This is a genomic window from Vibrio sp. 11986-1-5 (genome assembly GCF_963878025.1).
Classification (GTDB): domain Bacteria; phylum Pseudomonadota; class Gammaproteobacteria; order Enterobacterales; family Vibrionaceae; genus Vibrio; species Vibrio injensis.
In genome coordinates, this window is record NZ_CAWNVW010000050.1 from 271,951 (window position 1) to 290,304 (window position 18,354).

16 protein-coding genes and 1 tRNA gene are annotated in these 18,354 nt (G+C 44.1%); 9 read left to right on the plus strand and 8 right to left on the minus strand.

Annotation, left to right across the window (positions count from 1 at the left end; genetic code table 11):
• The first annotated feature begins 124 nt into the window (after positions 1-124).
• The gene (gene plsY, locus AACS00_RS12810; protein ID WP_072668926.1) at positions 125-718 is read left to right on the plus strand and encodes a glycerol-3-phosphate 1-O-acyltransferase PlsY; all 594 of its coding nucleotides are present in this window, start codon (positions 125-127) and stop codon (positions 716-718) included.
• Positions 719-772: 54 nt separating this feature from the next.
• Here plsY and tsaD read toward each other — a convergent pair whose 3' ends face one another.
• A complete protein-coding gene (gene tsaD, locus AACS00_RS12815) occupies positions 773-1,789 on the minus strand; it encodes a tRNA (adenosine(37)-N6)-threonylcarbamoyltransferase complex transferase subunit TsaD (RefSeq protein WP_110167646.1) in 1,017 nt (338 codons plus the stop codon).
• Positions 1,790-1,941: 152 nt separating this feature from the next.
• Here tsaD and AACS00_RS12820 point away from each other — a divergent pair, with 152 nt between their 5' ends.
• The 6 genes from AACS00_RS12820 (at position 1,942) to AACS00_RS12845 (ending at position 6,800) form a co-directional block, all read left to right on the plus strand.
• A complete protein-coding gene (locus AACS00_RS12820) occupies positions 1,942-2,073 on the plus strand; it encodes a hypothetical protein (RefSeq protein WP_258306865.1) in 132 nt (43 codons plus the stop codon).
• On the plus strand, positions 2,064-2,279 hold the full coding sequence (rpsU, locus tag AACS00_RS12825) for a 30S ribosomal protein S21 (protein ID WP_004396009.1): 216 nt from the start codon (positions 2,064-2,066) through the stop codon (positions 2,277-2,279). Before AACS00_RS12820 ends, rpsU begins: the two co-directional genes overlap by 10 nt.
• A 28-nt stretch (positions 2,280-2,307) precedes the next feature.
• On the plus strand, positions 2,308-2,751 hold the full coding sequence (locus AACS00_RS12830) for a GatB/YqeY domain-containing protein (protein WP_110167647.1): 444 nt from the start codon (positions 2,308-2,310) through the stop codon (positions 2,749-2,751).
• A 96-nt stretch (positions 2,752-2,847) separates the two neighbouring features.
• A complete protein-coding gene (gene dnaG, locus AACS00_RS12835) occupies positions 2,848-4,611 on the plus strand; it encodes a DNA primase (protein WP_110167648.1) in 1,764 nt (587 codons plus the stop codon).
• Between the two features lie 97 nt (positions 4,612-4,708).
• Complete coding sequence (gene rpoD, locus AACS00_RS12840) at positions 4,709-6,583, plus strand: RNA polymerase sigma factor RpoD (RefSeq protein WP_110167649.1); 1,875 nt, start codon at positions 4,709-4,711, stop codon at positions 6,581-6,583.
• A 141-nt stretch (positions 6,584-6,724) separates the two neighbouring features.
• Positions 6,725-6,800: transfer RNA gene (locus AACS00_RS12845), tRNA-Ile, on the plus strand.
• A gap of 298 nt (positions 6,801-7,098) precedes the next feature.
• Here AACS00_RS12845 and AACS00_RS12850 read toward each other — a convergent pair.
• Entirely contained in the window at positions 7,099-7,518 is a 420-nt protein-coding gene (locus tag AACS00_RS12850; RefSeq protein WP_110167650.1) for an ACT domain-containing protein, read from the minus strand.
• A 715-nt stretch (positions 7,519-8,233) separates the two neighbouring features.
• Here AACS00_RS12850 and leuE point away from each other — a divergent pair.
• On the plus strand, positions 8,234-8,872 hold the full coding sequence (leuE, locus tag AACS00_RS12855; protein WP_072668977.1) for a leucine efflux protein LeuE: 639 nt from the start codon (positions 8,234-8,236) through the stop codon (positions 8,870-8,872).
• A gap of 90 nt (positions 8,873-8,962) precedes the next feature.
• The gene (locus AACS00_RS12860) at positions 8,963-10,720 is read left to right on the plus strand and encodes a lysophospholipid acyltransferase family protein (protein WP_110167651.1); all 1,758 of its coding nucleotides are present in this window, start codon (positions 8,963-8,965) and stop codon (positions 10,718-10,720) included.
• A gap of 87 nt (positions 10,721-10,807) precedes the next feature.
• Here the strand turns inward: AACS00_RS12860 and AACS00_RS12865 are convergent, their stop codons facing one another.
• The 6 genes from AACS00_RS12865 to AACS00_RS12890 form a co-directional block, all read right to left on the minus strand.
• Positions 10,808-12,865, minus strand: a complete 2,058-nt coding sequence (locus tag AACS00_RS12865; RefSeq protein WP_110167652.1) for a BCCT family transporter — start codon at positions 12,863-12,865, stop codon at positions 10,808-10,810.
• 230 nt (positions 12,866-13,095) lie between these two features.
• Entirely contained in the window at positions 13,096-13,647 is a 552-nt protein-coding gene (locus AACS00_RS12870) for a molecular chaperone TorD family protein (RefSeq protein WP_110167653.1), read from the minus strand.
• A 141-nt stretch (positions 13,648-13,788) separates the two neighbouring features.
• Positions 13,789-14,601, minus strand: a complete 813-nt coding sequence (locus AACS00_RS12875; protein ID WP_110167654.1) for a dimethyl sulfoxide reductase anchor subunit family protein — start codon at positions 14,599-14,601, stop codon at positions 13,789-13,791.
• A 3-nt stretch (positions 14,602-14,604) separates the two neighbouring features.
• Positions 14,605-15,222, minus strand: a complete 618-nt coding sequence (locus tag AACS00_RS12880; protein ID WP_110167655.1) for a DMSO/selenate family reductase complex B subunit — start codon at positions 15,220-15,222, stop codon at positions 14,605-14,607.
• 12 nt (positions 15,223-15,234) lie between these two features.
• Positions 15,235-17,673 carry a DMSO/selenate family reductase complex A subunit gene (locus tag AACS00_RS12885; RefSeq protein ID WP_110167656.1) on the minus strand — a complete coding sequence of 813 codons (2,439 nt, stop codon included), beginning with the start codon at positions 17,671-17,673 and terminating at the stop codon, positions 15,235-15,237.
• Between the two features lie 136 nt (positions 17,674-17,809).
• Complete coding sequence (locus AACS00_RS12890) at positions 17,810-18,328, minus strand: 4Fe-4S binding protein (protein WP_181397571.1); 519 nt, start codon at positions 18,326-18,328, stop codon at positions 17,810-17,812.
• Positions 18,329-18,354: the final 26 nt, after the last annotated feature.

An 18,354-nucleotide genomic window follows, 5' to 3' on the forward strand; every position in this document is an offset into this window, starting at 1 on the left:
TGAAAGCAGCCAACACCGCAGCAGCGTCAAGTAGGAAGAGAATATTCACCGCATTAGAGAGTCCCCGCTTAAACATTGGCTCAAGGACAGACTTTGCAGCTAAACAACGACGGTAGAGGCCAGTATGACGCCACTAGCACTGATCATGATCATTTGCGCCTATTTACTGGGATCCATATCCAGTGCGGTGTTGATCTGCCGATTACTGCGGCTGCCTGATCCTCGCGGCGTTGGCTCCCATAATCCCGGAGCCACCAATGTGCTGCGCATTGCTGGTAAGAAAACCGCCCTGACCGTGCTGATTTGTGACATGCTCAAAGGAACGATCCCAGTTTGGAGTGGCTATTACCTTAACATTGATCCTCTCATGCTCGGCTTAATCGGTATAGCCGCATGCCTTGGCCATATGTATCCCTTATTTTTCCATTTCAAAGGTGGTAAAGGTGTGGCGACAGCACTAGGCGCCATTGCACCAATAGGCTTAGAATTAACCGCCATGGTCATCGTCACTTGGTTAGTGGTGGTGTTTATTTTCCGTTATTCTTCCCTTGCTGCATTGGTGACCGTGTTATTGACGCCTTTTTATACCTGGATGATCAAACCGCACTACACGTTACCCGTCGCCATGCTCTGCTGTTTAATCGTGCTGCGTCACCAAGAGAACATTAAGCGTCTTTTTATCGGCACAGAGCCAAAAGTGGGTGAGAAAAAACCATAAAAAAACGGCCACGACGGTGACCGTTTCCACTGAGAAGTTTTACCGTTTGATTAATTAAACGATCGGCGTCAGTTGGTCAATCGGCCAGCGAGGCCTTGCTTGAACACTGAGCTCTGTTACATCACCATTTTTTAAACGCTGCATACCCGCATAGGCAATCATCGCGCCATTATCGGTACAAAATTCGGTACGCGGATAAAAGACTTCACCGCCAATTTTTTCGGCTAATTTGGCTAAATCAGCGCGCAGCTGCTTATTCGCACTCACCCCACCTGCAATCACAATACGCTTCATTCCGGTTTGCTCGAGTGCACGTCGACATTTAATGACTAACGTGTCACACACTGCATCTTGAAAAGCGTAAGCAATATCAGCCCGAGTTTGTTCATCGTCGCCATTGGCAGCAATGGTATTGGCCGTAAAGGTTTTTAAACCTGAAAAACTCATGTCTAAACCTGGGCGATCGGTCATAGGACGAGGAAATTTAAAGCGTCCAGGCGTGCCTTTTTCTGCTAAACGAGCCAACATCGGCCCCCCTGGATAATCGAGCCCCATCAACTTTGCGGTTTTATCAAACGCTTCGCCCGCAGCATCATCAATCGATTCGCCTAAAATCGTATAATCGCCAATCCCCTTGACCTCAACCATCATCGAATGACCACCAGAAACCAGTACCGCAACAAAAGGAAACGGCGGTGGATTGTCTTCCAGCATCGGGGCCAATAAATGCCCTTCCATATGATGGACCGCTACCGCAGGGATATTCCAAGCGTATGCCAAACTGCGACCGATCGTCGCGCCAACCAATAAAGCGCCCACTAAACCGGGGCCAGCGGTATAAGCTATGCCATCGATATCGGCAGGATTGAGCTTCGCCTCGGCCATAGCGGCTTTAATCAGTGGAATGGTTTTTTTCACGTGATCACGTGAAGCCAGCTCCGGTACCACACCACCATAATCGGCGTGCAATTTTACTTGGCTATACAATTGATGAGATAAAAGGCCTTTCTCATCATCATAAATCGCGATTCCAGTCTCATCGCAAGAAGTTTCAATTCCAATAATGCGCATAGTATTCTCAGCATGCTGTCAGCTAACGGTTATTACCTTGCTCAGTGAACAACCGCCAATAATCAAAATTCCGCTCATGTTACCTCGGCTTGGCATGACAAACAAACTTTGTACAGACAGTAAACAACAAAGTACTTTACAAAGCGGTCACGATGGGATTAAAATTCCGCACCATTTTTGATCAAGCTGGTTATCGCTCTAGTCAACAAAGTATCTTGTTACTTGAGCCACAAAATACCAGCGTTAACGAATTAACCCCTGAGGTGAAAGGCATATGCCAATAGTTAAAGTACGTGAAAACGAACCGTTCGACGTAGCATTACGTCGTTTCAAGCGCTCTTGCGAAAAAGCAGGTATCCTTTCTGAAGTGCGTCGTCGTGAGCACTACGAAAAACCAACTACTGTTCGCAAACGTGCTAAAGCAGCAGCTCAAAAGCGTCACGCTAAGAAGCTAGCTCGCGAAAACGCTCGTCGCGTTCGCCTGTACTAATAACTGATTCCAGAAAAGGAATAAAGTTATGGCTCTGATTGACACTCTCAAAGAAGAGCAAAAATTAGCGATGAAAGCCAAGGACAAAGCGCGCCTTGGCACTATCCGTTTGGCCTTAGCCGCCATTAAGCAACGTGAAGTCGACGAGCAGATTACTCTGAGCGATGACGATATTCTAGCTGTGCTGGTAAAAATGGTTAAACAACGTCGCGACTCTGTTGCGCAGTATGAAGCTGCTAATCGTCAAGATTTAGCGGATGTGGAAAAAGCTGAAATCACCGTTCTTGAGGAATTTATGCCTCAACCATTGAGTGAAGAAGACGTTATCGCCTTGATTGACAGCGCGGTGGCCGAATCTCAAGCCAGTGGCATGCAAGACATGGGTAAAGTGATGGCACTGATTAAACCACAAATTCAAGGGCGTGCAGATATGGGTAGAGTAAGCAGTTTAGTTCGCGCTAAACTCGTTTAATCCCACACCCAAATTGCATCAAGCCGTGCTATCCTCTGGTAGGCACGGCTTGTTCGTATCTACACTTTTGGTTTCTCTCTCTTTCTTTTAGGTTGTATGGCAGGACAAATTCCTCGTAGTTTCATTGATGATCTCCTTGCTCGACTCGATATTGTCGACATCATTGACGCACGTGTAAAACTTAAAAAAAAGGGCAAAAACTACGGCGCTTGTTGTCCATTTCATAATGAGAAAACGCCCTCGTTTAGTGTTAGCCAAGAAAAGCAGTTTTATCACTGTTTTGGTTGTGGCGTACATGGCAACGCAATTGATTTCCTTATGGAATATGAACGACTGGAATTCCCTGAAGCCATTGAAGAACTTGCTTCTTATCTAGGATTAGAGGTTCCACGTGAAGAACGCTACAACAACAGTCAGTCAGCCTCAAATTCAACACCGCGCGTTAATAGTGATGAAAAACGCACACTGTATGATTTACTGAGTAACATCGCACAGTTTTATCGTCAGCAATTAAAAACGCCAGCCGGACGAGGCGCGATCGAATATCTCAAAGATCGAGGCTTATCCGGTGATATAGCACAACAGTTTGGCATTGGTTACGTACCTGACGAGTGGGACTTAGTACGCCGTAATTTTGGCCAACATCCACAAACTCAAGAGATGCTGGTAACTGGCGGGATGCTGATAGAAAACGAAAGTGGCAAACGCTACGACCGTTTTCGTGGTCGAGTCATGTTTCCAATTAGGGATCGCCGAGGTCGCGTAATTGGTTTTGGTGGTCGAGTCATTGGTAATGGCACACCTAAGTACCTAAACTCACCAGAAACACCGATCTTCCATAAGGGTAAAGAGCTTTACGGCTTGTATGAAGTGATGCAAGCCCATCGTGATCCGACACAGATACTGGTCGTTGAAGGCTATATGGACGTGGTCGCTTTGGCTCAATATGGTGTTGATTATGCGGTTGCCTCACTGGGTACCGCGACCACAGGCGATCATTTACAACTGTTGTTTCGTCAAACCAATACCGTTGTCTGTTGCTATGATGGTGACCGAGCTGGTAGAGAAGCGGCCTGGCGAGCTTTAGAAAATGCACTAAGCTATCTTAAAAGTGGCAATATTCTTAAGTTTCTTTTCTTGCCCGATGGTGAGGATCCTGACAGCTACATCAGAAAGCACGGTAAAGAAAATTTTGAACACGCTGTACAGCATGCGAAGCCTCTCTCTAGTTATCTTTTTGAAAACCTGATTGAGACCCACAAACTCAACTTAGGCACCGTTGAGGGGAAATCAACCCTACGCACCCTAGCGAATGACTTGATTAACAAAATTCCAGATATTGGTTTTCAACAAGAGTTGGATGAAAAACTCGATAAACTCACTGGCTTTATGAGCCATGGAAAACAACGTCGAACTCAACCAACAAGTGAACGGCCACAACCGCACAAAGAGCTAAAGCGCACCCCAATGCGTGAAGTTATCGCTTTGCTTGTGCAAAATCCGAGCTATGCTGAAATGGTGCCGGAGCTGTCGAGTGTCAAACACTTAGCCATTCCCGGTTTAAGTTTGCTGGTCAATGTGGTTGAAAATTGTCAGCAACAACCCCATATCACTACCGGCCAATTGCTCGAGCATTGGCGTAATAATGAACATGAGGCACTGCTGTCTCGTCTGGCAAGTTGGGAAATCCCTCTTGTCGAAGACAATCAAGAAGAACTATTTTTAGACTCATTGGACAAAATTCTTGCCCAGTGTGTAGAAAAACAAATTGAAAACTTGCAGGCGAAAGAAAGAAGCGTCGGTTTATCAACCGATGAAAAAAGGGAGCTAATAGCATTAATGCTAGAATTGAAAGCGTAACCCAGTTTAAATAGTCAGCAACGAATAAATTTGTTAATATACATGGTTTGCATTTCGCACACTATTCTTTCACCAGATACGAAGTTGGATACCGTCTATGGATCAAAGTCCGCAGTCACAGCTAAAATTACTTGTCATCAAGGGCAAGGAACAAGGCTATCTGACCTACGCCGAAGTAAATGACCACCTACCTGCTGAGATCGTCGATTCTGAGCAAGTGGAAGATATTATTCAGATGATCAATGACATGGGTATCAAGGTAGTAGAAACTGCTCCTGATGCCGATGATCTCGCGTTAAGCGATGATAACACGATCACTGATGAAGATGCCGCTGAAGCCGCTGCCGCAGCGCTTTCAAGCGTAGAAAGCGAGATTGGTCGAACTACCGATCCTGTGCGCATGTATATGCGTGAAATGGGAACCGTAGAGCTGCTAACTCGTGAAGGTGAAATTGATATCGCTAAACGCATTGAAGAAGGTATTAACCAAGTTCAAAGCGCCGTTGCTGAATATCCAGGTACGATTCCTTATATTCTTGAGCAGTTCGATAGAGTTCAAGCAGAAGAGTTACGCCTAACCGATCTCATTTCCGGTTTTGTTGACCCGAATGAAGATGAAACTACTGCGCCAACGGCAACGCACATCGGCTCAGAGCTGACTGGTGCTGATCTCGATGACGAAGACAGTAAAGACATCGATGACGACGAAGATGAAGACGAAGATGGCGATAGCACGACCGATGATGCCGAAGAAGATACTGGTATCGATCCTGAGCTCGCACTCGAAAAATTCACTGAGTTACGTAATAAATATCAAAACTTACAGTTAGCGATCAACGAACACGGCAATGACAGCTCAACGACTCAGCAAGCTTCTGAGTTGGTACTGGATATCTTCCGTGAGTTTCGTCTAACGCCTAAGCAGTTTGATCATTTGGTTACCACACTACGTAACTCAATGGAACGTGTTCGTACTCAAGAACGCTTGATCATGAAAACCGTGGTCGAAGTCGCTAAAATGCCGAAAAAGTCATTCATTGCCCTATTTACTGGTAATGAATCGAGTGAAGCATGGTTGGATCAAGTCCTAGCAACCGATAAGCCTTACGTTGAAAAAATTCGCGCCAATGAAGAAATGATCCGTCGTTCTATTCAAAAGCTGCGTATTATTGAACAAGAAACCTCACTTGATGTGAACCGCATCAAAGACATTAGCCGTCGCATGTCAATTGGTGAAGCGAAAGCTCGCCGAGCGAAAAAAGAGATGGTAGAAGCCAACCTACGTTTGGTTATTTCGATTGCTAAGAAATACACCAACCGTGGTCTACAATTTTTGGATCTGATCCAAGAAGGTAACATTGGCCTAATGAAAGCGGTGGATAAATTTGAATATCGCCGTGGTTATAAGTTCTCAACCTATGCAACATGGTGGATTCGTCAAGCCATCACCCGTTCTATTGCCGATCAAGCGCGCACCATTCGTATTCCAGTTCATATGATCGAAACGATCAATAAACTGAACCGAATTTCGCGCCAGATGCTACAAGAAATGGGTCGTGAGCCTCTGCCTGAAGAATTAGCGGAACGCATGCAAATGCCGGAAGATAAAATTCGCAAAGTGCTCAAAATCGCCAAAGAGCCAATCTCAATGGAAACGCCAATAGGTGATGATGAAGATTCACATCTAGGTGATTTTATTGAAGATACTACGCTTGAACTGCCTCTAGACTCAGCCACGGCAACGAGCCTAAGAGCCGCAACAAGAGACGTTCTGGCTGGCTTAACACCACGTGAAGCTAAAGTGTTACGGATGCGTTTTGGTATTGATATGAATACAGACCACACTCTTGAAGAAGTGGGCAAACAGTTCGATGTTACTCGCGAACGTATTCGTCAAATCGAAGCCAAAGCACTGCGTAAACTTCGTCACCCAAGCCGCTCAGAAACCCTGCGCAGCTTCCTTGATGAGTAAATCAAACTAACGTGTTTAAAAGGTGAGCAAATGCTCGCCTTTTTTATTACCCAAAATGCTAAGTGAATAAAAACTAAGCGCTATTACCCTATTTTCCGGCTAGACAGACACCCAGCCTTCCCCTATAATCACACACCTATCGGCCCCTTAGCTCAGTGGTTAGAGCAGTCGACTCATAATCGATTGGTCCGCAGTTCAAGTCTGCGAGGGGCCACCAAATTCTAGAAGGTTAGTAAGCGTAGTGTTTACTAACCTTTTTTTGTACCTGACGATTTTGGGTCAGGTAATGGGTCAGGTAAGCCCCGATCACGCACTCTTCTCTTTCTCACTCAAGCTACTTTTTAGTACTCTGTACCATTACCGATGAGAGCGGAGATTGTGCTTATTGATAACCGCAAGAGAGAAAGGCTTTGCGCCAGATTCAAGAGCTTGTGCCAATTCTGAGACCTTTCGGTAATAAGTTACTCTTCGCTCCGATAAAGTGGTGAGCTTTAGTGCTACTGGTTGATGTGCTTTCATTGTGCGTTCTCATTATCTGTTTGCTGAGTAAATTCTTGCAAAGCCTGTAGCGCCTTTTCAGCCAGAGTGCTTTGCACAAAAATATGATCATGATAATAACCAGCAATCACATTAGCACTGATCCCATAAGACGCTAACTTAGTCGCGAACGCAGCGGTTAAACCTACCGCCTCTAAACTAGAATGCACGGTAAGTGTGATTAAGCTAAAAACGCTATCAAACTTCAGTTTGGCTGCTTTGGCTTGTTGTTCTAATAACACTAAAGTTAAGCCCTCTTGCTCTCGAAACGTTGCGATTGGATCTAGGTGCCAATACTCAGATAACGGCCCCTTCACGGTACAAAATACGTAATTGCCCTCGATGATCTGTGGTGACATCGACTTTAGTAATACCTCTAACTCGCTAATTGCTGACATTTTCTAACCTTATCTACTACCTACAAACGTGAAGAATATACGGTGAAATAAAATAAGTTTAATTCATGATATTAATGAAACATAAGAAAAGCTAATATCCAGCACGACATAAACTAAATAAATAGAAGAAAGAGAGAAATAGATTGCTGTTACATGGTTGCTTTAACGTTGGACTACGACAAAAAAAGCTGACTTATCATCATCACACTCATTCACAACAATCAATTCCATCAGGATAAAAAACTGAGAATCGAAGGTTAATTAGCATTTAAAACGAAGAATTCTTCACAAAACAAACGACCACCAAATACAGGATAATTACTAAAATTAAAGTTCAAAATAAAAACAAAAATTAGATTTAAATTTCAATTAAAAAACAAATTACCAGATAAAAAAACCATTAATAACAAATCAAATAGTCACATATTCCAAATTTTAAAAATAGAGTTATGATACACGAAAAATGACCTAGAAATAATCTGCATCCAAGGGTGCTTATCCACTGCTTAGGGTCTTTTGAAAGATAAAATCTATTTTTATTAAATAGTTATATACCAAAGCCTCTTAGAGTGAAGAGAAAACGGCAAGTGCATAAAACGCCATGAACATCGATACACGATGTGCTTGGGATGAACGAACGCGCAAACACCGCTACAACTTCAAGTCGTTTGGGTATACCAGTGTACTTTGATTGATATTATTAGGTAAGAATCATATGTTGGAAAGCATTGGCATCGTTAACCTTTGGGCCTATTTAGTCGGCGTTTTTTTAATTGTTATTGTTCCAGGGCCAAACTCTATCTTCGTGCTAACGGCCAGCGCAAAGCATGGTGTGCGTGGCGGATATAAAGCCGCAATGGGCGTCTTTACTGGTGATGCACTGCTGATTTTTTTAGCCTTTTTGGGCGTGGCTACCGTGGTCAAAAACTCACCGGCTCTGTTTCATGCCATTCAATATTTGGGTGCGGCCTACCTACTTTATCTCGGTATAAAAACCATCACTCAGAGCTTAAGAGTTAAAGAGTCTCAGCCTGAGGTAAAATCAGTTCAAGGCAGTAGAGGGATCTATTTTAAAGCGTTAGGACTGAGTATCCTCAATCCTAAGATGATTATTTTTTATGTCTCATTTTTTATTCAATTCATTGATTTTAATGCGCAAAGTACCGGCTTATCGTTTTTAGTTTTGGGCGCAATTTTACAGCTGTGTAGCATGCTTTATCTCTCGCTACTGATTTTTGCTGGTTTTGGCATCACGAATAAAGTTAAACAACATAAAAAACTAGCGACGCTATCCAATACTTTTATTGGCTCACTGTTTGTGATGTTTGCTTTAAGATTGGCTTTAACCGCTTAGTCTTTCGCCATAAAAACTTCATCACAATGCCGCCTCGCTGACACAAACCCCACTTAGCATAACGTCAAGATCACTGTTTGTGAGGACGTTATGCTATCTACCAGCCCTTTTAAATTACCCCGAAAAACCCCTTTTGGACTGGCTGAAAACCTTGCAGAATGGGCAACGGGATTAAGCAAACTCGATAAATTTTACCATCAACGCCCAGCACAATGCTCCAGTGCGGAATTTTTACGCTTTACCTTAGAGATATTAGGGATTGATTATCGCGTCACTAAAGGCTGTGCATCACAAGTACCAAACCTAGGAGCGACGATTGTCGTGGCGAATCATCCTCTCGGATGTGTTGAAGGTATTATCCTTGCTGAACTACTGCTATCGGTTCGTGATGATGTAAAAATTCTCGCTAATCACTATTTAAAAACCGTACCAGAACTCGATGAACTGTTTATTGGGGTTGATGTATTTACTGGCGAGAATGCAAGCCACGCGAATCTCTCGGCATTACGTCAGGCGCATAAACACCTTGCCAATGGCGGCGTTTTATTGATGTTTCCTGCAGGCGAAGTCTCACAGTGGGTGGGCAATAAACTGCAGCGAGTTGAGGATAAAGAGTGGAGCCAATCCGTCAGCCGGTTGGTAAAAAAACATCAAGCCACCGTCTTACCGGTCTATATTGATGGTGAAAATTCAAAACGATTTTATATGGCTGGGAAAATACATCCATTACTTCGCACACTATTGCTGGGCAGAGAACTACTCAACAAGCAGCAAAGTTGTATCGAAATAGCGATAGGAGAAACCATTGCTTGCTCAGAAATCGCCGCCTTAGATGACCAACAATTGGTCAATTATTTACGTTTAAATACCTATTTACTACAAAGCCAGCGCTGGATAACTCGCGATAAAACACAGCAAGATCGAAGTCTACCGCCTGTCGTTGAAAGGCTAAGCGACGATATTTTACAACAAGATATTGCAGCCCTACCTCAAGAATGTCATTTATTGGATCATCAAAACTTTGCCGTCTATTGTGCCAGTGCCGAGCAAATTCCGGCAGTTTTGCATGAAATTGGTCGAGTCAGAGAGTTGAATTTTCGCCAAGTTGGCGAAGGAACCGGGTTAGCTTTAGATATTGATCACTTTGATCGTAATTATCTGCATCTTTTTATCTGGGATCGAGAAAAAAATGTGTTGGTTGGTGCTTATCGTCTCGGATTGGTTGATAAATTGGTTGAGCGACATGGTATCCATGGTTTGTACACCAGTACTTTATTTCACTACGATCAGCGCTTTATCGATAGTATGGGGAAATCGATTGAGATGGGGCGTTCAGTGATCGATAGTGCTTATCAAAAAAGCGTCGCGCCATTACTGCTGCTCTGGAAAGGCATTGCAACCTATATTGATCGCCACCCTGAATACACACACCTTTTTGGCCCAGTCAGCATTAGTAGCGATTACAGTGAACTTGCGCGTCAACTATTAGCCGACACCATGACGCTGCACTACTACGATCAACAACAGGCCAATTTAGTCAGTGCCAGCCACCCGCTATCAAGTACCCATCAACTATGGAATGCTAGCCTACTATCGGCTTTAGCTGACCTGCAACTTTTATCACGAGTGATAGCACGCATTGATGATGGGAAAGGGATTCCCGTGTTGCTGCGCCAATATTTAGGCTTAAATGGTCGCTTAGTTTGCTTTAACGTTGATCCTTATTTTAATGACTCATTAGACGGATTGATTGTCGTCGATTTGCGCCAAGTTCCGGTACGAACGCTCGCTCGTTATATGGGTGTTGACGCTGCTCATCGCTATTTAACGCGATATAAAATGGATTAAAAAACAGGCACGCTTATAAAGTGGCGTGCCTGATTATTATATTTTTAATCTATAGTAGCTCTTTGCTAGCATGATCAACCGACACTCTCATGAGCTGGGTGATGTCACTGTGCTAGGATCTTCGCTTTGTAAATCATCATCATGCTCTTCCATTCGCCAAGGCAAACTCCCCGGTGAAATATGTAGAAAGTGCAGATATTTCTCAAATTGATCCAAAATATCATTGATGATGTCGCGCTCTTCATAACCGTAGACATCATAAGCTTGACCGCCTCGGCGCAGAAAGACTTCCGCTCGATAATAGTAATCATCATCGATTTGTTTTTCTTGCTCGGAAGCAAACTCGGGCATCTCATAAGCACGCAGACGAATCTCATAAATAAACTCTACTTCACCCGCTTTCTCAACATCAATGATGCAGCGAGTATTGAGATCATCAAAGGTCACTTTTGCTTGCCAACCTTTATTTTCAAGCTCCTGCTTAACCGTATTCATTGCGGTAAGGCCAGTCTGCTCAATAAATTTCTCCACACTGGTTTTAGATGGGAAGTCAATGAGATGTGATAGGCGCTTTTTCCAATTGGTTTTACCTTGTAGATGCACAGGTAACTTCATATCGTGCTGTAAACTGGTCTCATGATGCCCTTCAATCACTAACGCTCGCCACATGCCAATGCCACCGATTAACATGATAATTGCAAATGGTAAGGCACTCACGATTGATGCCGTTTGCAAAGCGCTGAGCCCTCCTGCCAGTAGTAATACCGAGGCAACCAGTCCTTGCGTCACTACCCAAAATGTACGCTGCCAGACTGGCGTATGCATTGCACCGCCCGATGCAAGTGAATCAATCACCAATGAACCGGAATCTGAAGAGGTGACAAAGAAAGTGATGATCAGTAATACCGTAATAAAAGACACTACGGAAGAAAGAGGCAACAGCTCAAATAACTGAAAAAGCGCGACAGCATGATCGGCCTGAACATAGGTAATCAGCGAGCTATAGCCTTCAACCATAATTAAATGCAGTGCGGTATCGCCAAAAATAGAGAACCAAAGAAAGGTAAAGATAGACGGAACCAACATGACTCCAACCACAAATTGTCGAATCGTTCGACCGCGACTTATTTTGGCAATAAATAAGCCGACAAATGGAGCCCAAGCTATCGTCCAGCCAAAAATAAATAGGGTCCAGTTACCAATCCAGTCACTCGATTCATAAGCTTGCAAACTAAATGTTCGTTCAACAATATTACTTAAATAACTTCCCGTATTTTCTAAAAAGGTCTCTAAGATAAAGATGGTCGGTCCAACGACAAATACAAATAGCATCAAACTGATTGCTAACAGCATATTAATAATCGATAAACGCTTAACACCTTTATCCATACCTGCGAGCACTGAAAATAAAGCTAAGCAAGTAATCACCGCAATCGCACCAATTTGGAAAGGTACTCCCACTTCGACATTTGGCCATAAATAATTGACTCCGGCATTAATTTGGGCAACCGATAAACCTAATGTCGTAGCAATACCAAATAAGGTACCAAGAATAGCGAAGATATCGACAATATGACCAATTGGACCATGAATACGTTCACCAATCAAAGGATATAAGGTTGATCGCATTGATAAAGGCAAACCATGTCGGAAAGCAAAATAAGCTAAGCACAAGCCGACCAAACCATAAATAGCCCAAATATGAAATCCCCAATGGAAATAGGCAATTTGCATGGCTTGTTTAGCCGCTTCAATGGTTTCACCGCTGCCTGTCGGTGGTGAGGCATAATGCAATACTGGCTCAGCGACACCAAAGAAAAGTAAAGCAATACCGTATCCTGCGGAGAAGAGCATCGCGAACCAAGCTGGAAAGCTATATTCAGGCTCCGCATGATCGGGACCAAGTTTTATATTTCCCCAGCGCGTAAAAGCTAACGAGACAATAAAAATTAAAAATAGGGCCACCGCTAACATATAGAACCAACCAAAGGTTTCGGTTATATAGGCTAGCGTCGTCGAAAAAACGTTACCCGCGAGACTAGGATTTGATATGGTTCCTACTACCATTAGTGCGATGACAATTACCGCCGGAATAAAAACCGGAATAAGCACTGTCGAGTTAGATTTCTCTAACTTATCTATCATAAAGCCTCCTGCTTTATTAGTTCTTATTGAAAAAAACCTCCTCATCATATAACATTTTGCCTTTCACTGCGAATGACACTGCCAATTCAATAAAAAACATCATGATAAAAACAAGTATTAACAATAATAAAAACCATTCTAAAACATAAAGTTAAACCAAATTAACACATCAAATTGAAATAATTAAACTTATGCAATTAATGACCATTTATTCAGAAAAACGTGTACGATTATTCAGCATTATCATTCAACAATTCAGCTAAAAAACATTCGGCTAATAGGGCTAAAGAATAATAAAAATCATCTTCATCACAGGTGGATTTTAAGCGTTGTAAATAGAGTGTCGCCCAAGGAAAAAGATGATCCGTTAATAACTCAATAACCGCAGATTCCTGACCTTGTTCGAGGAAATGAGCAAGGGCTAATAACATTAATCCAAATTGATCTTCTGGTTCCTGACGGGCGAGTTGCACCGCTAAACCATGACGCTGAAGAAATTGACGGTAAGCTAAGGTACTTTCACCCATCACGATATGCTCAGGATCTAAGTATACCGATCCCCAAGGCGGAGCGGGCATATCCCCTAGCCCTTCAAATAGTACACTAAAGCGCTCAGGTTGTGGTTCCGGTAGACGATGACACAGGGTTTCGATCGCCTTAGGATCGCTCCAAGAGAAATAATGGGCTAATTGAGGCAGATCGTGTAACGCATACTGCGCAGGCTCACTCTGCGGTGGATAGTAAAATAAACTACCAAGGATTCGAGGAACAATGGCTAACATTGGCTTTCCTTTCTGTTGTAAAAAGTGCTCAGCCCGTGAAGCCAACTCCCAGCGTATTCGCTTAAGGTCGCTGCTCTCACAGGCTGAACGGTACATGCTGTTTAGGAGAAGAATACGCTCAAAGTATCCTCCCAACTGCCACTACATGGTTATCCACCATAAGTTATAGAAGGTAATACGTGAAGCCAGCTCGCCAAGGATCATCAGTGCCGCACCGCTAAAAAGCAAAGGTTTAACGGCTTGTTTTTTCAGTAAGACCCACAAAGCAAGTACTAGCGCGATCGTCATCGCGAACAAATAGGTGTACCAAAACATCGTTTGTGCATTGACTAAATGCGGTACTTGCTCGGTTAAAAACGCCATATAACCGGTACGAGTCGCAAACGAAATCGCTGCCCCAACGATGACCGCTAACGCACCGAGTCGTTTAGCACCGAGTGCTAAAGCACACATCCCACCAGAGATAGCAACGGTTAGCCACAAATGTAGCGACGTATAATGGCTATTCCAAGCCGGGACGGTGGCCAATTGATAAACCTGCGTAATCGACCAAGCAAACGCAAGGCCTAATAATACCGCAATCCCATTCAACCATTGGTGCAATGTATCGGTAACGGTAACGTTAAACTTGGTTTTCAGTATATCGCGTAGGTGAGGTGCACTGAGTGCTACCGTTAAAAAAGCACAACCAAAATAGAGACCACTTAAAACAATTTCATTACTCATCGGTGAACGGAATAAACCAAACAGCAAGTTAAACGCACGCTGAGGTTGTCCCATATGTAAGCCACCAATTGCCATGCCTACAGCAAACAAAATTACGGCAACCAGATTGATTTTATGACGCTGAGCATTGGTAATTTGTCCAACAAGACCAGCAAGAAAAGCCAATAACATCATACCAACCGCGGTTTGGCCTAACACCGTAAAAAAGACTAAAGGTAATTCATGCATCTTTTACACCTCTGAAGGGTTTTGAACAGCACCGGTTCTATCACCAGTCATACGGGCATCCGCGTGCGCTTTGATGACTAAACTGGGTTTGGTCAGTTGCGGATCCGGTAAGGGGGCGACCGCATTGGTATCGCCATATTTGGCGCGTAATGTCGCTATCTCATCAAAATCAAGCGCGCGCTGTGGGCAAGACTCGACACACACGGGTTTTAAACCTTGAGCCACTCGCTCATAGCAACCATCGCACTTCGACATCACTTTCTTTTGTTCATCAAACTGCGGCGCGCCATAAGGACAACGCATTTCACAATAGCGACAGCCAATACATTTATCTTGATCAACCACCACCAAACCATCTTGCTTCCGCTTATGCATTGCTCCTGTCGGGCACCCTTTCACACACGTTGGCTCAGCACAGTGATTACAGGAGATGGACAAGTAGTAGTTGAAGGTATTTTGCTGCCAAGCATTGCCTACTTTCTGCCACTCACCACCACCATACTCATATACTCGGCGATATTTTGGACCTACCTCTTGCGCCTTCTCATCTTTACAACTGATTTGGCACGTTTTGCAGCCAGTACATTTGGATGAGTCGACAAAAAAGCCATATTGTTTCATTTAAAAATCTCCTCAGATGCGCTTAACGTCGACCAAATTGGTGTGTTGTGGGTTACCTTTAGCTAACGCCGTTGGCCGTAGCGAGGTGAGGCGGTTAATACAGCCACCGACATCAACACCTTGTTTATTAGTCTGCGCCCATGCACCCTCTGGCATAGCCGTTACACCGGGCATAATGCGTGGTGATACCTTCGCTTTAATTCGCACTCTTCCTCTGTCATTAAAGACTTCGACAAAGTCATCATTGTGAATACCTCTCGCTTGTGCATCGATGGGGTTGATCCACAAAACATCCGGCGCGACCTCTTTCAATTGAGCAACGGACGAATACGTTGAGTGGCAATGGCCTTTGGTATGAAACCCTGTCAATTGCAACGGATATTTATTCAGCATCGGTTTATCTTCGATACCTTCGACGGCTGGCCAGTATTCTGGGATCGCCGAAATTTTATCTCCGGGCAGTAATTGCCATTGAGTCGCCAATTCTGCTAACTGCTCTGAATAAATCTCAATTTTTCCTGATGGCGTTTTCAGCGGATGTTGCTGTGGATCATCACGAAAATCTTTCAGCGCAATATGTTTACTGCTATCGGCAATCCGACGATCAATGACGCCCATACCATCGGTTTGTTCAAATGGAGGCAAATGCGGTTCTTGTTTGCGCACTTGGTTATAAGCGTGTTCAATCCACTCTTGATAGGTGCGACCTTCGGTAAACGCCTCTTTCAAACCCATTTTATCGGCGATTTCTGCCAAGACATCGTAAGTCGGTCGATTTTCCCACATCGGTTCAATGGCTTTTTGTAAGCGAACCAAATAATGATAAGAACCTGATTGATATGAGTTATTAATTAACTCATCGGATTCTAAGGTTGAAACATCGGGCAGTAATAAGTCGGCATATTTAGCGCTGGCTGTCATGTGGTTATCCCATACCAGAATAAATTCACACAAAGACTCATCACGCAGCACTTTATCGACTTGGTTAAGATCCGAATGCTGATTAGCGGTGATATTAGACGCGTAATTCCATAGAAACTTCACATTGGTCGTTAAACGATCTCGACCTTTGATGTAATCTTTGTTTGCTGTCATCTCGGTGCCGCGCGTGATCGCATCGACCCAGCTAAAACATGGAATCGACACTTTGACTGGGTTTGGTATCGCCAGCCCCGCTAGTGGATAATTGACACTGCCTCCCCAAGTACCAATATTGGTTCCAGGACGACCAAAATGCCCAGTCATAATGGGCAGCATCATAATCGCACGCGCAGCATGCTCACCATTTTGTGTGCGTTGCACTCCCCAACCTTGAGAAATCCACGCCGCTTTAGCGCTAGCAATTTCACGAGCCAACTGACGAATACGTTGCGCGGGAATTTCGGTCAATGCTTCCGCCCATTCTGGCGTTTTTTCAATCTTGTCTTCCCCAAAACCGAGAATATACGCTTTGTATGATGAGTTCGCTGGTGCACTGGCGGGTAAGGTTTCTTCACTCCAACCGACCGTATATTGATTAAGCATGGCCTCATCAAGCAGATTTTCTTTAATTAAGGTATGGCCAATGGCCGCAACTAACGCTGCATCGGTTCCAGGACGAATCGGTAACCATTCGGCATTAAATGCCGTCACGCTGTCGGTGCGGCGAGGATCAATCAAAATAACCTTCGCGCCGCTTTGTTCGAGAGCATGATAAATTTCCGCAATTTGTCCACCACCGGACATGCGTGTCTCTGCCAAGTTTTGGCCAAACATCACCACTAAGTCGGAATTTTTGATCTCAGCAAAAAGCGTTTGTTGCTCAGTCCCGTAGATATTTCCCGCTTGCCCAAAGACAAACGGCTGAATCCGGTTAAGTTGAGCTTCTGAATAGGTATTGTGCATGTCTAAGAAGCCACCAGCTAAATTAAGCAGGCGCTTACACGTATTACGGCCTTGTAAATTCGCCCCTGTCGTTCCACTACCATATTGATAGTAAATGGCTTCATTACCATAAGTATTGATCACTCGTTGCAATTGCTCAGCCACAATGGTCGTGGCCTCATCCCAACTGATGCGCTTAAATTTACCTTCACCACGCTCACCGACCCGCTTCATTGGGTACTTTAGACGGTCAGGGTTATAGGTACGAAAACGAGCTGAGCGCCCACGTAAACAAGGGCGGATTTGATGCTGACCAAAAATGGCTTCATTGACCCCATCTTCTGGAGAGATCTTAACTGCTACACCATCGCGCACATGAACTTTAAATGGACAACGACTGCCACAATTCACTAAACAAGCACTATAACGGATCTGTTCTGGAGTGAGTGGGGATGATGGCGCTGGTGTGGCCAGAGCATTGAATGGCAAGCTGATTGAGCTGGCGGCAATCGCTGCGCCAGAAGCAACCGCAGAGCTTTGTATAAACTCACGGCGCGTAAATAGTTTTTTGATTATTGATGTGGACATAGACCCTCCAATGTATCGGTCTATTATCCAAACCTTGTATGCTTCACCCTATGATCACTATCAATGAAAATGTAATTAGGCGTTACATTTTTAAACATTTAGCATTAAATATTAACAATAATAATTATCATTAGTTTTATGTGGATTTGCGAAATTGCCAATCAATCGCATTAGCAGGACAAATCGGACGGCATTCACCACACCCATTACATAAGTCCTCATTCACTACGGGTTGTTGATTAGGCTCGCAATGAATCGCTTGAGTGGGGCACTGCTCACTACACAATTCACAATAACCCAATAAACGATTATGGCATTGATAAGCAAAGGTCGGTAAGAGCTCGGTTTTCGTGGCAGGCAGCAGCGCGCCCGTCGGACAGACTTGCGCGCACTGAGAACATAATTGGCAATGATTGTAATCTAGACACAACTCAGGCCACTGGCCAGTTAACTGGATAACGGAGCTTGGGCACGCTTCAACACACAGACCGCAACCATCACACAACGGCCTAAACTGTGCTTCTGCTAATGCCCCCGGCGGACGAGGTACAGTGCGTTTCGGTTGGTCATCCACCTCATGATAAGCAGCCTTACCTCTGGCCACTAAACCACGAAAAAGATCACGGCGACTAAAATTACGGGGACTCTGACTCATCATCACCAAACTAGGATAAACAACAT

Excerpts from the sequence above, each read along its gene's own strand:
- leuE (WP_072668977.1), top strand. The coding sequence starts at position 8,234 with ATGTTGGAAAGCATTGGCATCGTTAACCTTTGGGCCTATTTAGTCGGC.
- AACS00_RS12850 (WP_110167650.1), bottom strand. The coding sequence starts at position 7,518 with ATGTCAGCAATTAGCGAGTTAGAGGTATTACTAAAGTCGATGTCACCA.
- AACS00_RS12880 (WP_110167655.1), bottom strand. The coding sequence starts at position 15,222 with ATGAAACAATATGGCTTTTTTGTCGACTCATCCAAATGTACTGGCTGC.
- AACS00_RS12865 (WP_110167652.1), bottom strand. The coding sequence starts at position 12,865 with ATGATAGATAAGTTAGAGAAATCTAACTCGACAGTGCTTATTCCGGTT.
- AACS00_RS12875 (WP_110167654.1), bottom strand. The coding sequence starts at position 14,601 with ATGCATGAATTACCTTTAGTCTTTTTTACGGTGTTAGGCCAAACCGCG.
- AACS00_RS12885 (WP_110167656.1), bottom strand. The coding sequence starts at position 17,673 with ATGTCCACATCAATAATCAAAAAACTATTTACGCGCCGTGAGTTTATA.
- dnaG (WP_110167648.1), top strand. The coding sequence starts at position 2,848 with ATGGCAGGACAAATTCCTCGTAGTTTCATTGATGATCTCCTTGCTCGA.
- AACS00_RS12820 (WP_258306865.1), top strand. The coding sequence starts at position 1,942 with ATGGGATTAAAATTCCGCACCATTTTTGATCAAGCTGGTTATCGCTCT.
- rpoD (WP_110167649.1), top strand. The coding sequence starts at position 4,709 with ATGGATCAAAGTCCGCAGTCACAGCTAAAATTACTTGTCATCAAGGGC.
- AACS00_RS12830 (WP_110167647.1), top strand. The coding sequence starts at position 2,308 with ATGGCTCTGATTGACACTCTCAAAGAAGAGCAAAAATTAGCGATGAAA.
- AACS00_RS12860 (WP_110167651.1), top strand. The coding sequence starts at position 8,963 with ATGCTATCTACCAGCCCTTTTAAATTACCCCGAAAAACCCCTTTTGGA.
- AACS00_RS12870 (WP_110167653.1), bottom strand. The coding sequence starts at position 13,647 with ATGTTAGCCATTGTTCCTCGAATCCTTGGTAGTTTATTTTACTATCCA.
- rpsU (WP_004396009.1), top strand. The coding sequence starts at position 2,064 with ATGCCAATAGTTAAAGTACGTGAAAACGAACCGTTCGACGTAGCATTA.
- tsaD (WP_110167646.1), bottom strand. The coding sequence starts at position 1,789 with ATGCGCATTATTGGAATTGAAACTTCTTGCGATGAGACTGGAATCGCG.
- plsY (WP_072668926.1), top strand. The coding sequence starts at position 125 with ATGACGCCACTAGCACTGATCATGATCATTTGCGCCTATTTACTGGGA.
- AACS00_RS12890 (WP_181397571.1), bottom strand. The coding sequence starts at position 18,328 with ATGAGTCAGAGTCCCCGTAATTTTAGTCGCCGTGATCTTTTTCGTGGT.